At 72.7% G+C, this 13,661-nt stretch carries 14 protein-coding genes; 5 read left to right on the forward strand and 9 right to left on the reverse strand.

Annotation, left to right across the window (positions count from 1 at the left end; translation table 11 throughout):
• The first annotated feature begins 35 nt into the window (after positions 1–35).
• The gene (locus ACU436_RS06000; protein ID WP_459022422.1) at positions 36–1,970 is read left to right on the forward strand and encodes an FAD-dependent monooxygenase; all 1,935 of its coding nucleotides are present in this window, start codon (positions 36–38) and stop codon (positions 1,968–1,970) included.
• Entirely contained in the window at positions 1,967–2,902 is a 936-nt protein-coding gene (locus ACU436_RS06005) for an amidohydrolase family protein (RefSeq protein ID WP_459022424.1), read from the forward strand. The genes ACU436_RS06000 and ACU436_RS06005 overlap by 4 nt, the downstream gene beginning before the upstream one ends.
• Before the next feature lie 74 nt (positions 2,903–2,976).
• On the opposite strand, the gene ACU436_RS06010 is transcribed toward ACU436_RS06005, so the two are convergent.
• Entirely contained in the window at positions 2,977–4,152 is a 1,176-nt protein-coding gene (locus ACU436_RS06010) for an FAD-dependent monooxygenase (RefSeq protein ID WP_459022425.1), read from the reverse strand.
• 11 nt (positions 4,153–4,163) lie between these two features.
• Positions 4,164–5,549 carry an aminomethyl transferase family protein gene (locus ACU436_RS06015; protein ID WP_459022427.1) on the reverse strand — a complete coding sequence of 462 codons (1,386 nt, stop codon included), beginning with the start codon at positions 5,547–5,549 and terminating at the stop codon, positions 4,164–4,166.
• 253 nt (positions 5,550–5,802) lie between these two features.
• On the opposite strand from ACU436_RS06015, the gene ACU436_RS06020 reads away from it, so the two are divergent.
• Complete coding sequence (locus ACU436_RS06020; protein ID WP_459022429.1) at positions 5,803–6,291, forward strand: GreA/GreB family elongation factor; 489 nt, start codon at positions 5,803–5,805, stop codon at positions 6,289–6,291.
• A 104-nt stretch (positions 6,292–6,395) separates the two neighbouring features.
• On the opposite strand, the gene ACU436_RS06025 is transcribed toward ACU436_RS06020, so the two are convergent.
• Positions 6,396–6,929 carry a TetR/AcrR family transcriptional regulator gene (locus ACU436_RS06025; protein ID WP_459022431.1) on the reverse strand — a complete coding sequence of 178 codons (534 nt, stop codon included), beginning with the start codon at positions 6,927–6,929 and terminating at the stop codon, positions 6,396–6,398.
• An 83-nt stretch (positions 6,930–7,012) separates the two neighbouring features.
• Between ACU436_RS06025 and ACU436_RS06030 the strand changes: the two genes are divergently transcribed.
• Positions 7,013–7,867, forward strand: a complete 855-nt coding sequence (locus tag ACU436_RS06030; RefSeq protein WP_459022433.1) for a TIGR03564 family F420-dependent LLM class oxidoreductase — start codon at positions 7,013–7,015, stop codon at positions 7,865–7,867.
• Positions 7,868–8,022: 155 nt separating this feature from the next.
• Here ACU436_RS06030 and ACU436_RS06035 read toward each other — a convergent pair whose 3' ends face one another.
• Positions 8,023–8,838: a hypothetical protein gene (locus ACU436_RS06035; RefSeq protein WP_459022435.1), complete on the reverse strand. Its 816-nt coding sequence runs from the start codon at positions 8,836–8,838 to the stop codon at positions 8,023–8,025.
• Positions 8,839–8,985: 147 nt separating this feature from the next.
• A complete protein-coding gene (locus ACU436_RS06040; RefSeq protein WP_459022437.1) occupies positions 8,986–9,708 on the reverse strand; it encodes a 3-keto-5-aminohexanoate cleavage protein in 723 nt (240 codons plus the stop codon).
• 60 nt (positions 9,709–9,768) lie between these two features.
• On the opposite strand from ACU436_RS06040, the gene ACU436_RS06045 reads away from it, so the two are divergent.
• Positions 9,769–10,323: a CGNR zinc finger domain-containing protein gene (locus ACU436_RS06045; RefSeq protein ID WP_459022439.1), complete on the forward strand. Its 555-nt coding sequence runs from the start codon at positions 9,769–9,771 to the stop codon at positions 10,321–10,323.
• Positions 10,324–10,560: 237 nt separating this feature from the next.
• On the opposite strand, the gene ACU436_RS06050 is transcribed toward ACU436_RS06045, so the two are convergent.
• The 4 genes from ACU436_RS06050 to ACU436_RS06065 form a co-directional block, all read right to left on the reverse strand.
• Positions 10,561–10,980, reverse strand: coding sequence for a hypothetical protein (locus tag ACU436_RS06050; protein WP_459022441.1), 420 nt, complete (start codon positions 10,978–10,980; stop codon positions 10,561–10,563).
• 26 nt (positions 10,981–11,006) lie between these two features.
• Positions 11,007–11,309 carry a hypothetical protein gene (locus ACU436_RS06055; protein ID WP_459022442.1) on the reverse strand — a complete coding sequence of 101 codons (303 nt, stop codon included), beginning with the start codon at positions 11,307–11,309 and terminating at the stop codon, positions 11,007–11,009.
• Positions 11,310–11,508: 199 nt separating this feature from the next.
• The gene (locus tag ACU436_RS06060; RefSeq protein ID WP_459022444.1) at positions 11,509–12,870 is read right to left on the reverse strand and encodes a sensor histidine kinase; all 1,362 of its coding nucleotides are present in this window, start codon (positions 12,868–12,870) and stop codon (positions 11,509–11,511) included.
• Positions 12,867–13,517 carry a response regulator transcription factor gene (locus tag ACU436_RS06065; protein ID WP_459022446.1) on the reverse strand — a complete coding sequence of 217 codons (651 nt, stop codon included), beginning with the start codon at positions 13,515–13,517 and terminating at the stop codon, positions 12,867–12,869. The genes ACU436_RS06060 and ACU436_RS06065 overlap by 4 nt, the downstream gene beginning before the upstream one ends.
• Positions 13,518–13,661: the final 144 nt, after the last annotated feature.

Here is a 13,661-nt window from a genome sequence, read left to right on the forward strand (position 1 = left end):
TTGTCGCATCACGCGTGACGCGAGGAGGGTCTCCGGTGCAGTTCCACCTGAACGGCTTCCAGCCCGGCGACCCCGAGGTCGCACCACCCGCCCCCCGGAGCGGCGGTGACGCCGGTGGCGAGCTGCCGCCCGAGGTGGACGTCCTGATCGTCGGCTGCGGCCCGGCCGGCCTGGTGCTGGCGGCGCAGCTGTCGGCCTTCCCCGGCGTCACCACGCGGATCGTCGAGCGCAAGCCCGGCCCGATCGAGCTCGGCCAGGCCGACGGTCTCGCCTGCCGGACGGTGGAGATGTTCCACGCCTTCGGGCTGGCCGAGCGGCTGCTGCGGGAGGCCTACTGGGTGAACGAGACCAGGTTCTGGCGCCCCGACCCGCACGACCCGGCGCGCATCGCCCGCAGCGGCTGGATCCAGGACGTGGAGGACGGGCTCTCGGAGTTCCCGCACGTGATCCTCAACCAGGCGCGGGTGCACGCCCTGCTGCTCGACGCGATGCGCCGTTCGCCGACCCGGGCGGAGCCGGACTACGGCCTGGAGGTCACCGACCTCGTCGTGCCCGACGACCCCGCGGCACGCGTCGAGGTCGTGCTGCGCCGGACCGGCACCGATCGCGCCGGCGAGGAGGTGCGGGTCCGGGCCCGGTACGTCGTCGGCTGCGACGGGGCGCGCAGCACCGTGCGGCGCGCGATCGGCCGCACGCTCAGCGGCGACTCGGCCAACCAGATCTGGGGCGTGATGGACCTGCTGGCCGTCACCGACTTCCCGGACGTCCGGTGCAAGTCGGTGATCCAGTCCGAGCACGGCGGCATCGTGCTCATCCCGCGGGAGGGCGGCTACCTCGTGCGGTACTACATCGAGATGGGCGAGCTGGCGCCCGGCGAGCGTGCCGCGGGCCGGCGGATCGGTGTCGACGACATCGTCACGGCGGCCCGGCGCATCCTGCACCCGTACACGCTCGACGTCGGCGACGTCGCCTGGTGGTCGGTCTACGAGATCGGGCAGCGGCTCACCGACGGGTTCGACGACGTGGCCGGCACCGGGCGCGACGACCGGCCGCCGCGCGTCTTCATCGCCGGCGACGCCTGCCACACGCACAGCCCCAAGGCCGGGCAGGGCATGAACGTGTCGATGCAGGACGCGTTCAACCTCGGCTGGAAGCTCGCCGCCGTTCTGGAGGGCCGGGCGGCGCCGGCGCTGCTGCACACCTACTCGGCGGAGCGCCAGGCGGTGGCGCAGCAGCTGATCGACTTCGACCGCGACTGGGCGGCGCAGCACAGCGCCCACTCGCAGGCCGGCAAGTCCGCGAGGGCGGGGTTGGAGGGGCTCTACACCGAACAGGGCCGCTTCACCGCGGGCGTCGCGACGCGCTACGGGCCCTCGCTCGTCCGGGGCGGGCCCGAGCACCAGGGCCTGGCCTCCGGGTTCGCCGTCGGCACGCGCTTCCACTCCGCCCCCGTCGTCCGGTTCTCCGACGCGCGGGCGCTGCACCTCGGGCACGTGGCGCAGGCCGACGGCCGGTGGCGGCTCTACGCGTTCGCCGACCGGGACGGGGTCGGTCCCGGGTCGCCGCTGGGCAAGCTGTGCGCCTTCCTCGCCGAGGACCCGCGCTCGCCGGTCCGCGTCCTCACCGACCCGGGGGCCGACATCGACGCCGTGCTCGACCTGCGCGCCGTCGTGCAGCAGGGGCACCACGACCTCTCCCCCGCCGACGTGCCGGCGCTGCTGCGGCCGCGGAAGGGCCGCTTCGGGCTGGTCGACCAGGAGAAGGTGTTCTGCCCCGACCCCCGGCCGGGCCAGGACGTGTTCGACCTGCGCGGGGTCGACCGGGAGCGGGGCTGCCTCGTGGTCGTGCGCCCCGACCAGTACGTGGCCCACGTCCTGCCGCTGGACCACCACGACGCGCTCACCCGGTTCCTCACCGCGGCCCTGCGGCGGCCCGAGCCCGTCACCGACGCCGACAGGAGCGCATCGTGACCACCGGACGGATCGACACCCACGTGCACTACGTGCCCCCCGCCTACCGCAGCTACCTGGAGCAGGAGGCGTTCTTCGGCGGGCAGGCCACCCCCGCGTGGAGCCCCGCCGCGGCGCTCGACGAGATGGGTGTCCTCGGCGTGCAGACCTCGATCCTCAGCGTGGGCCGACCGGGGTTCTGGTTCGGCGACGCCGGCAAGGCCGCGGGCATGGCGCGGGAGGTGAACGAGTACGCCGCCGACCTCGTGCGCGAGCGACCCGACCGGTTCGGGCTCTTCGCCGCGCTGCCGTTGCCGGACCTGGACAGCGCGCTCGCGGAGGTCGCGCACGCCTACGACCACCTGGGTTGCGACGGGATCGTGCTGCTCGCCAACAACGACGGCACATACCTCGGCGACCCGCGGCTCGACCCGCTCATGGCCGAGCTGGACCGGCGCGGGGCCGTCGTGTTCGTGCACCCCAACGCGGTGCCGGCCGCGCCGGTGCCCGACGTGCCCGTCTTCGTCGCCGACTTCCTGCTCGACACCACCCGCGCCGCGCTCAACCTGGTGCGCCACGGCGTGCTGCGCCGCTTCCCGCGGACCACGTTCGTCCTGGCCCACGGCGGCGGCTTCCTGCCCTACGCCGCCCACCGCATCGCGAGCCTGACGCCGATGGCCGACACCGGGGCGGTCGACCGGGCCCGGTTCCTCGACGACTGCGCGGCCTTCTACTACGACACCGCCCTGACCGCGAGCGCCCACAGCCTGCCGAGCCTGCTCGCGTTCGCCCGGCCCGGGCACGTCCTGTACGGGAGCGACTGGCCCTACGCCCGCGAGGACAACTCCGAGTACTTCACCGCGCAGCTCGACGCCTGCGCCGCCGACGAGCAGCTGCGCGCCTCCATCCACCGGGACGCGGCCGAGCAGCTGCTACCGCGCCTCCGCAGCTGACGGCCCCGCTCCGAGCCACCGCAGGTGGAGCGAACGGCACCCTCGCACGCTGGGTGCTCGCCCGGTGACCCCCACTACGCGAGGACCTGGTCGACGGCGGCGAGCACGTCGTAGCCGTAGAGCTGCTTGCGGTACTCGACGTGGGCGCGCATCTCCGCGTCGCGCACCGCCAGGTCGGCGTAGGCGGAGTCGTAGCGCAGCCCGTTCTCCCGCGCGCCACGCTGCACCTGCGCGACCCGGTCGAGCCGCAGCCGCTCGTAGGCCCGCAGCGCGGCCGGGGCGTCGGCGCGGCCGGCCCGCGCGAGCAGCGCGGCGAGCGCCATGCCGTCCTCCATCGCCTGGTTGGCGCCCTGCCCGAGGTGCGGCAGCATCGGGTGGGCGGCGTCGCCGAGCAGGGCGAGGCGGCCCGACACCCAGCGCGGCAGCGGGTCGCGGTCGTAGAGCCCCCAGCGCAGCGTGGCCTCGACGTGGGCGAGCAGCCCGCCGATGCGCGGGTCCCAGGCGGCGAACTCGCGGCGCAGCCGGTCGGGGTCGCCGGGCAGCGACCACGACTCCCGCATGGCCTCGTCGGCGGGGACGAAACCGACGTAGTTGACCAGCCGGCCGGAGCGCACGGGGAAGGTCAGGAAGTGCCGGCCCGGGCCGAGCCACATGTTCCAGCCGTCGATGGGCCAGTCGGGCACCGCCTCGTGCGGGACGAGGCCGCGGTAGGCGACGGCCCCGGAGAACACCGGCTCCGACGGCGGTACGACGTGGTGGCGCAGGCCTGAGTGGATGCCGTCGCAGGCGATCGCCACGTCGGCCTCGACCTCGGTGCCGTCGTGGAACCCGACCCGTACCCGGTCGCCCGCTTCGGCGAACCCGACGCAGCGCCGGTCGGTGTGCACGACCCCGTCGGGCAGCCCGTCGGCGAGCAGGGCGACGAGGTCGGCGCGGTGCATCCCCACCGCGGACAGCGGACCGGTCGACCCGGTGAGCTGCACGCCGGCGATCTCCGTGCCGTCCTCGCGGTGGTAGCGCGAGCCGGGCCCGACGTGCCCGGCGGCCCGCGCGACCGCCTCGCCCAGCCCGACGCGCCCCAGGTGGCGCAGGCCGTTGGGGGTGAGCCACACGCCGGCGCCGATCTCGCCGAGCGCGCGGGCCTGCTCGTGCAGGGTGACCGGGATGCCGTGGGCGACCAGTGCGTGCGCGGTGAACAGGCCGGCGATCCCGCCGCCGACCACGACGACCTCGGGCGCGGAACCGGCCACCGATCCCCCGGTCAGCGCCGGGCCGACGCGATCGGCGCCGGCGCGACGGTGGCCCGGACCGTCGTCTGGCGGTGCCGCTCGACCTGCGGCTTGCGGGACCCGCCGTCGGGCTCGCCCCAGACGATCTCGACCTCCTCGCCCGGCGCGGCGTGCTCGACGTCGACCATCGCCAGGGACAGCAGCCGGTGCTCGTTGACGGTGTAGCCGGTCTTGGTGGCCAGGCCGATCAGCCGCCCGCCCGCGGTGCGCACCTCGTCGCGGTGCTGCACGTTGCCGTAGTCGCAGACCGGCAGGTCGAGGTGCTTGTACGGCGTTCCCGGCTCGAACTGCGAGCGCAGGACGCGCAGCACGTCGTCGGTGTTCCACACCAGCGTCACGCGCGTGCGCGGGGGCCGCTTCGCGACCTCCTCCAGCGCGGCGCGCCCGATGAAGTCGTGGTCGAGGTGCACGAGCTTGCCGTAGCCGAGGTCCCACGGGGTGACGTAGTAGTCCTCGATGTCGGCCGGGCGGAAGCTGCCGGCGAGCTGGAACCGACCCTCCCACGAGGTGGCGGGCAGCCACTCGCGGTACTTCCGCAGGTCATCCCCGGTGTAGACGCCGGGCAGGGGGTAGGCCATCCAACCGCCCTCGAAGCTCGCGCTGTAGTAGGCCTTCGTCCCGCCCTGGAGCAGGCCACGGCGCTCCCCGGCGGCCAGGATCGCCCCGCGGACGGTGTCGGCGTGCTCGTAGGGCCCCGAGATCTCGACGCCCCGGTGCCCGGACATGCTGTGCCGCAGCACGGTCACCTCGACCCCGGCGATCGCCAGCCGGGCGGTGCGGAAGAAGCCGATCTCCGGGGGCGGGCCGTCGACGACCTCGTCGAAGATCGCGCCGGCGTGCGGGCCGTCGAGCTGGTAGCGGAACCTGCGCCGGCGGCCGCTCGGGTTGTCGGAGGTGTTGTTGTCGCGCTCCAGCGACACGTCCCAACCGCCGGTCTGCGCCTGGTACTCGACCCAGTTGAGCAGCGGTGTGCTGGACACCAGCTCGTAGCCACCGCCGCCGAGGTCGTAGAGGATGCAGTCACCGATCACGTGCCCGCGCTCGGTGCACCCGATGAACTGCTTGGCCCGGCCGTCGCCCAGGTTCGAGAGGTTGTTGACCCCGATCCGGCCGAGCAGGGCCAGCGCGTCGGGCCCCGACACGAACAGCTCCGGCATGTGGTGGCTCTGGTCGAACAGCACCGCGGTCTCCCGCCAGGACCGCTGCTCGTCACGCCAGTTCGTGAACTCCTGGCGGACCGGCGTCAGGTCGGGACGCCCGCGGCTGTGCGCGCCGGGCGAGTCGTTGTAGAGGAAGTCCAGCAGGTCCCCCCGGTCGATGAGGTCCTGCAGGGAGACGACGTCCGTCGTGACGCTCACAGTGTTTCCTTTCCGACCGATGCGAGTACACGGAACATCGCCCTGACGCCTCGGCCCGCAGGCCCGACGTCTGATCCGGGGATCAGCTGCGGCACACCGTCCGTATACATACGACTGGATGCTCGCCGGAACCAACGGCGATGTCAAGGTGCCCCGGCCCGAGCGCGCCCGCTCGGGTTGCCCCCCGGCGTCGGGGGTAACCACCCGCGCAGTGCCGGGGCGGTCTCGAACACGGCGCAGGAGGGCGAGCACCATGAACGACCAGCGAAGCGGTACGGGGTCCCGGCTGGATGCCGGCACCCACCGGCGGCTCGAACGGGAACTCACCGACCTGCGCGCCCGCAGCCGCGAGCTCGACGAGGCCGCCGTCGAGACCGATGGCGTCGAGGACACCGGCGACCAGGCACAGCGCCTCCAGCGCGCCGCCGATCTCGACCGGGTGTCGGATCGCATCCGGGAGATCGCCGGGCTGCTTTCGGGCAGGAGCGAACCGTCGTCCTCATCCGACGCCCTGCCCGACGGAACGACGGTGACCGTGCGGTTCGGCGACGGCACCACCAGCACCATGAGGGTCGTGACCATCCTGGAGGAGGCCCCCGCTTCGGCGAGGACGTTGACCCGCGACAGCCCCCTCGGACAGGCTCTCGTCGGCGCGCGAGCCGGCGACCGGATCACCTATCCCGGCCCGGACGGTGAGATCTCCGCCGAGGTCGTGGCCGTCCGGCCGCCCGCAAGTTCCTGATCAGTGCCGGCCGCCTTTTGCACGAACGGCACTCTCGTACGCACCTAGCCGACGAGAGTGCCGTTCGTACCGCCGCTCCAACCGGGACCGGCGAATTAACGTGGTCACCACTGGTTCTTCGGTGCGCGCAGGCCGTCCAGCAGTACGCGGGTCAGGTGGTCGTCGGCGCGGGCGCCGCAGCGGCAGACCGCAACGTTGAGCAGCCGCACCACCTCTGTGGGCGGCACGTCGGCGCGCAGGTCGCCCTCGCGCTGCGCGGCCGCCGCGATCTCGGCGATCAGCGTGTTGACCTCGGCCTCCAGTTCGGGCAGTTCGGGGCGTCGAGGCTCGCCGCCGACCAGGGACTTGATCAGCGGCAGCGGCAGGGCCACGCAGTGGTCCACGACCCGCAGCATCGCCTCCCATGCCGGGGCGCGGCCGACCTCGGTGCGCGTGGCCTCCAGCAGGTCCCGCAGCGTGTCGACCGCGATGTCCTCCAGCAGGGCGCGCCGGTCCGGGAAGTGCCGGTACAGCGTGCCGACGCCCACTCCCGCCTCCCGTGCGATGTCCTCCATCGACACGACCTCGCCCAGCCGGCCGGCCAGCCGGAGGGCGGCACCGGTGATCGCCGCCCGGTTGCGCCGCGCGTCAGCCCGCACTCGACCCTCCATCAACCGGAACCTCAGATTCCTCTTATGCTACCTTCGCGGAACCGGAATCCCGAATTCACCTTGGAGGAACGATGCGGATCGGCCGGTACATCGGGGACCAGAGCGATCTCCAGTCCCAGATCGGGCAGGTCCGCGCGGCGGCCGAACACGGGCTGGCCAGCGCGTACTTCAACCAGGTCCTGGCGTGGGACCCCCTCACCGTCGCAGCGCTCGCCGGGGCGGCCGTGCCGGGGATCGAACTGGGCACCGGTGTCGTGCAGACCTACCCACGCCACCCGATCTCGCTGGCCGGGCAGGCGCTCACGGTCGCCGCCACGATCGGCAACCGGTTCACCCTCGGCGTCGGGCCCAGCCACAAGCAGTTCATCGAGGGCGTGTTCGGCCTGTCCTACGACCAGCCTGCGCAGCACACCCGCGAGTACCTGACCGCACTGCGCACCGAGCTCTCGGGCACCGGCCACGTCCAGGTGCCGGGCGCGCAGCCCCCGCCGGTGCTGCTCTCGGCGCTCGGCCCCGTGATGCTCCGCATCGCGGGCGAACTGGCCGACGGCACGATCACGGTGTGGGCGACCCCGGCGACGATCGCCGACCACATCCGGCCGAAGATCGATGCCGTGGCGAAAGACCCGCGCATCGTGGCGTCGGTGATGCTGAGCGTGACCGCCAACCCGGACACCGTGCGCGACGAGGTCGCCGCCGCGGTCGGCTTCGCGTCGGACTTCGCCAGTTACCGGGCGCTCCTCGACCGCCAAGGGCAGAGCAACGTCGCGGAGACGATCGTTGCCGGGGACGAGGACACCGTCGCCGCCGCGGTCCGCGCCTACGCGGACGCGGGCGCGACCGACGTCCTGGTCAGCCTCGTCGGCGACGACGCCGAGAAGGCGAGAACACTGAAGCTGGCCGGGGAGCTCGCGCGTGTTCACTGATCAGGACGGCGAGGCCCTCCTGCCCGGGATCATCACCACCCGACCGAGGTAGACCTCACCCCCGGCAGCAGCGCGGGAAGCCGGCGGGCTCGCAGTGGGCGCCGGCCCCCGCGACCGGCCTGAACCCGTCCCGGCGACCGGCGTCGAGACTCGGCTCAAGCGAGCAACCCGGTACCGAGCAAGCCGCCACCGCCGTCGTCCTCACCGCTGCTGTCACCGGACGACTCCGCCTCGTCGCCCGACGAGTCGGAGTCGGAGGCCAGGAGCCCGGTGTCGAGAACTCCTTCGTCGCCACCGGCACCGAGGAGACCCCCTTCATCCCCGCCCGCGGTGTCCCCGTCGCTGGTGTCGCCGTCGCTGGTGTCCCCGTCGCTCGTATCGCCGTCGCTCGTGTCATGACCGGAACCGCTGCCGAAGGCGGTCTCATCCCCACCGTCGGCGCCACCGGACCCGCCGCGGCCCGCATCGGGTCCGCCCGAATCCGGGGAAGCGGACGCGGCACCGGCCCCGCCTGCCGCCGGGTGGGCGGGGGCGCCTGCAGGGGCGCCAGGCGATCCGCCGGGTGCGGTCTCATCGAGCGAGCCGGTGCTGGCAGCCGGGTCGATCGCAACCGGTTCGAGAGGTGCCTCGGCCGGGACCTCCGCGTCGAGCAGGCCCTGGCCCGGATAGGCGCCGCCGTCGCCGCCGTCGCCCACGGGAACCATCTCGCCGACGGTGGGTTCCGAGTCCGCGAAGACCGCGACGCCGACCGCCGCGCCCCCCGCCAGCACAGCACCGCCCGCGATGGCGCCACTTCGAGTGACCCCGCGCCTGTCCGGTTCACCTCCGGGGTCCGCATCCCGCCGGTGTTGCGGCTGCACCGAGCGGTCGGCCGCCCCGGGTGCGTGGCCCTCCCGGTTCAGGATCGAGACGGCGGTGAAGATCTCCGTCGCGGGTTCGTCCGCCCCGGCTCCGGGTGACATCTTGGACATGGCGACAGGCTCCCCCTCGGAGTGAACGGACATCCAGCCGTAAGGCGTGTGATCGAATCAGCGCTGAGCCGGCAGGCTACCGACGTGCCGACCAGGCCGCCCGCTGGTGTCCCGGCCGGGGGCATCGACGGTGTGCCGCAGAGTGCATCAGGCAGGAATTCGGCCCAGGATGCGGGCGGCGGCCGTGACGAGTGCCGCGTTGTCCGGTGCGGGCCGACCGTCGGGCAGGTAGCCGGTGTCCTCGATGCCGGTGCGGATGCCGTGGCCCCGCTCGGCGGCGCGGCGGCACACCGCCCAGGTGGCCATGCCGATCCCGTGGTGTACCTGCTCCAGCGTGATGCCCGCGGCCGCGACGACGGATTCCATGGCGGCCGCCTGCGCGAGCGCATCGTCCGGGTCCTCGACGAGGGGTTCTACCGCGACCCGGACGAAGGCCGTGCCGCTGCCGCGGGCGGCGAGCTTCTCCGCGTCCGCCACCGACAGCAGACACGCTTCGATCCCGACGCCTCGCCGGGCGAGCAGTTCGCTGAGCTCGTCGATGCCTTCTTCACCCTGGTTGGCCGGGATCAGATCCGGAAGGTCCGTCCATGACGAGACCGCCTGGTAGCGGAGCCTCCGATCGGGCTGGATCTCAGCGAACGTCGTGAGCGAGATCGGTATCCCGGGGCAGCGGGCGCGGACCGCACGCAACGCCCTGGTGACGGGCCCCTCGTCGAGCGATTCGGCACCCTCGTCGTCGAAGGCGTGCAGGTGCAGCGTCGTCGCTCCCGCGGCCACGCAGGCCGCGGCGTCCGCGGCGATCTCGTCCGGGGTGCGGGGCATGGCGGGATGTGCGCTGTCCCCGTTGAGGGCAGCCTGGAGCGTCCGCATCGTTCTTCCTAAGGGATGAAAGTGGATTTCACCCAGTACACTACCGGGAGGAGGTGCGGATTGCGGGTACTGCTGGACGACTACGTGCAGCACGCGGAGGTGGCGACGAAGCTCGTCAACACCGCTCCGCTGGTGTGGAGCACCGGCGTCGACCACCTCGGCGACGTGCCGGCGCTGCGCGAATTCCTATCGGTCCACGGCCTGGTCGCGGCCCGTCCGGCGGCGAGGGACCTCGCGGCCGTCCACGACTTGCGCGACCGGTTGCGACCGGTGGTCGAGCACGCTGATCTCGCGGGCGCCAGCGCGCTCACCGGTAGCGCGCGCGCAGTCACGATCGTGCCGGACCGGGGCTGGGCCGTTGATGTCCCGGACGACGCCGCAGCGGCTCACCTGCTCGCCGTGGTCGCAGGTCTTGGCGTTCTCGGTGCGCGGCTCCGCCTGGGGCCGGAGCGGTTCCGCACCTGCGCGGCGGGTTGCCCCGGACTGTTCATCGACACCAGCCGGGCCGGCCGCCGCCGGTACTGCATGCCCGAGTTGTGCGGCAACCGCATCAACACCGCCCGCCACCGTGCCCGCAGGAAGTTCTTGCCCGACGATTCCCGCGAGCCGCACTGACGGCACCGAGCCACCCACACGGCCCCGGCGGACCGTCCCGCGACCCGAAGATCGCGTCGGGGTCGCTGCTGGATCCTCGCGATCGCGACCGCGGCCCCCACCACGACTCTCGGCACGGCGGACACGACCACCCGTCCGCCGGGCACGATCAAGGTGCGGGCCTTGGTGACCATGGTGCGCACTGCCACGTACCAGGGATGCACGGCTCCCGAGGCACCCCTCGCCGATCACCGTTGTTCACGGGTGCTCGCGGCGCCGTTCGTCACGACGGCGCGCCAGCTCGTCGAGGTGAGCGGCGAGGCGGGGGGCAGCACCGTAGACAGCGCGTTGCACGCAGAGGAATTGGCCGTCCCAGATTGCGGCGGCAAGCCGCTGCCACGGCTGCACCGTGCCTCTGCGCACCGCCGATCGTCGCCAGGAGCCGTTGTCGAGGCCGGCCCGCTCCGCAACAGCGTCCGCGCGGGAAGCCGAATAGTTCACCATGGCCCCGGTGCTCATGCGTCGCCTCCGACGGCTAGATCGGTAATCATCGATCACAATCATCGCGCCCGTCGCTGTGAACATGCTGAAACCGACTGTGAACCAGCTGAAAGCGACCCGAATCCGGGACGAATCGGACGCCGATTCTGCGGCGCGTACGGAGGCGACCGCGTCCACCCGGCAACGCCTGGACTTCCCGCATGTCAGCGCCCCGGCGCGATCGGCCCGGCGGCGTCGCCATCACGCATCCGTCGACCGGCGACGGCCTTCTCGACCGCAGCATTCAGCCTCGAGGGGGAGATCTCGGCCATGGGTCGGACCGGGCCACCGCCGTCACGACGGAGAGCGCGGATCACGTCCGCCGGTAGGTCGATCCGGTCGTGCGTGGTCCCGTCGCGCCCGATCACCAGCCCCCAGACCACGTGCGCCGGTCTGATCGGCGGCCCGCTCGGATGCCTGCGCACAGCCGGACGCTCGACCGCAACGAGATGGACGAGGGCGTCCATCGGAAGAGGATGCCATGGGCAATCCACATCTAGCTCCATCCGTTCTCACCCGGCGCACGAGTCGCCACCACGAGCCCTCCAGGGTCGTGCTGGGTCGAACTCACAGTCGCAGCCGTCACCGGGACCCCGGCGTGGGTGCATCAACGCCTACTGACACCGGGCGACCGAGCGCGGGAACGTCGACCGCGGAGGGCGGAGGTCACCCGGCCGACGCGTACCGGCCGAATCCGAGCTGCCGGGCGTCGGATGCGGGTCGGGAGCGCTGCGGAACGGCGGGCACGACCACCTCGATGCGACTGCCGGTCACATGCCGTCCGTCACGATCGCGAAGGCTGCGGATCACGACCGTCCCACCGGCATCATCGACCGCGCGGCGCACCAGGAGCAGGCCGATGTGCCCCGGCCGGGACGAGGCCGCGGGATCGAAGCCGCACCCGTCATCGGCGACCGCGGCGAGCACCCGATCGCCGTCGCGCACGACTTCGACGTGCACGTGTCTCGCCCCGCTGTGGGTGACGGCGTTGCGCAACAACTCGGCGGTGGCGCGATGCAGCAGCGTGGCGACCTCGGCGTCCAGGTGGAGGTCGTCGGCCATCTCCAGGGTGATCCTCGGTCCACCGCCGTGCACACCGGCGACGAGCCGCAGGAAGGCATCCCGCGCCATCGAGGGATCGACCATCGGCGGCGTCAGCTCCGTCAGCAGCCCTCGGAGCCGACGGACATCAGCCCCGATACGCGCGCGGGCGTCCGCGACGAGCGCCCTCGCGCCCGGCGCGGGAACGCCAGCTGCCGTGTCCAGCAGCAACCCGGTGCTCGCGAGGTCGGGAATGACGTCGTCGTGGAGCCTCTGGGCAACCTCGCGCCGCGCCAGCTCCGCGGCGGCGAGGCCGTAGTGGACGGCATCACGGTGCTCGCGGCGATCACGGTCGACGCGGCGTGCCACCGCGACGGAGATCGGAAGCAGCGCCAGCCCCAGTGCCAGCACACCGACCACCGCGAGCGGTAGGAGCACCCCCATGGAGTCGCGGACGGTGGTATCCACCCCGACGGGTACGTAGACCTCGAGTCGGCTGTCGTTACCCACCGCGTCCCGAAACCCGATGAAGACCTCGCGCAGATCGTCGGCGCGCGCGCTCTCGAATCGGTGCTCGGCGTCGTCGGGCACCGGGTAGACGACGGCCTCGCCGGCATCGAGGCGAGTCGCGAGATGCGGGTCGAAGGGTCGCTCCGCCGCCTCCACCCGCGGCTCGTCGGAGAAGGCGATCTGCGCTCGATCCCCGGTCACCGCCCACACCTTGACCCGGTAGACCATCCCGGTGTTCAAGAACGGTTCCAACTCGGCGAGCAGCGCCCGGCGGTCGAGGTCCTCGTGCCCGCTGAAGTCCTGCCGGGAGAGAGGCACGAGGATCGACGCCGCAACCTGGGTCGAGACGGTGTGAGCCGTTCGCTCACCATCGGCTTCACCGACCCAGCGCACGCCGAGCGCAACCAGGCCGGCGATCACGGTGGCAGCGATGAGGGTCGCGCCGGCCAGGCGCATGATCGTCGCCCGAACGGTCATATCTCGGTGCCGACAGCGATGAGTCCGAGCCGGTCGGCGTTCACCACGGCCTCGAGCTGGCTGTGTGCTCCGAGCTTGGCGAGCACCGCGCGGATGTGGTCGCGCGTCGTGTGAACGGAGATGCGCAGCTCGGCCGCGATGCGCGTGGTATCGCGGCCCCGGCCGAGCCCGGCGAGCACGTCCAGCTCACGCCCTGTCAGATGCACCGACTGATCAGGCACCCACGGTCGCACCGGCATGCCCGCGAGCGCGGCGCGCGCGGCAGCGAGGATCTCGTCCAGCGGCATGTCCTTCGCGAGCAAACCGGCCGCACCGGCACCGGCGGCGCGGCGCACCAGATCGACCCGGGGGTGGGCGGTGAGCACGAGCACCGGGACTCGCGGGGCCAGCTCCACGACCAGATGCAGCCCGCTCTCGTCGGGCAGGCCGAGGTCGACCAGGACGAGATCGGGCGCCTGCCCTTCCGGAAGATCCCGCAGAGCCGACCGGGCTTCGTGAACCGAGTGGGCCACGCCGACGCAGCGCATGCCGGGCTGCATCGAAACGGCGAGTGCCAGGGACTCCGCGAAGACACGGTGATCGTCGACCAGGAACAAGGCAGCCCCGCTGCTGGCGGTCATGTCGACCCTCTCGATCTCCAGGGGCATCCGGCCCGCCCACCCCGATGAGGCTAGCCACGCCTCCTGAACCTCCGCTGAGTCCCGCATCCCCGCCACGACGACCTGGGGCCCGAGGTCGGGTGTCGAGGCCGCGCAGCACGTGACCACCCGTGGCGCGACCCCGGGCGTACG

It is taken from the genome of Pseudonocardia wallangbongensis (genome assembly GCF_054486945.1).

Coding starts and splice junctions, on each gene's coding strand:
- ACU436_RS06020 (WP_459022429.1), top strand. CDS start 5,803: ATGAACGACCAGCGAAGCGGTACGGGGTCCCGGCTGGATGCCGGCACC.
- ACU436_RS06030 (WP_459022433.1), top strand. CDS start 7,013: ATGCGGATCGGCCGGTACATCGGGGACCAGAGCGATCTCCAGTCCCAG.
- ACU436_RS06035 (WP_459022435.1), bottom strand. CDS start 8,838: ATGTCCAAGATGTCACCCGGAGCCGGGGCGGACGAACCCGCGACGGAG.
- ACU436_RS06040 (WP_459022437.1), bottom strand. CDS start 9,708: ATGCGGACGCTCCAGGCTGCCCTCAACGGGGACAGCGCACATCCCGCC.
- ACU436_RS06055 (WP_459022442.1), bottom strand. CDS start 11,309: ATGGACGCCCTCGTCCATCTCGTTGCGGTCGAGCGTCCGGCTGTGCGC.
- ACU436_RS06060 (WP_459022444.1), bottom strand. CDS start 12,870: ATGACCGTTCGGGCGACGATCATGCGCCTGGCCGGCGCGACCCTCATC.
- ACU436_RS06065 (WP_459022446.1), bottom strand. CDS start 13,517: ATGCCCCTGGAGATCGAGAGGGTCGACATGACCGCCAGCAGCGGGGCT.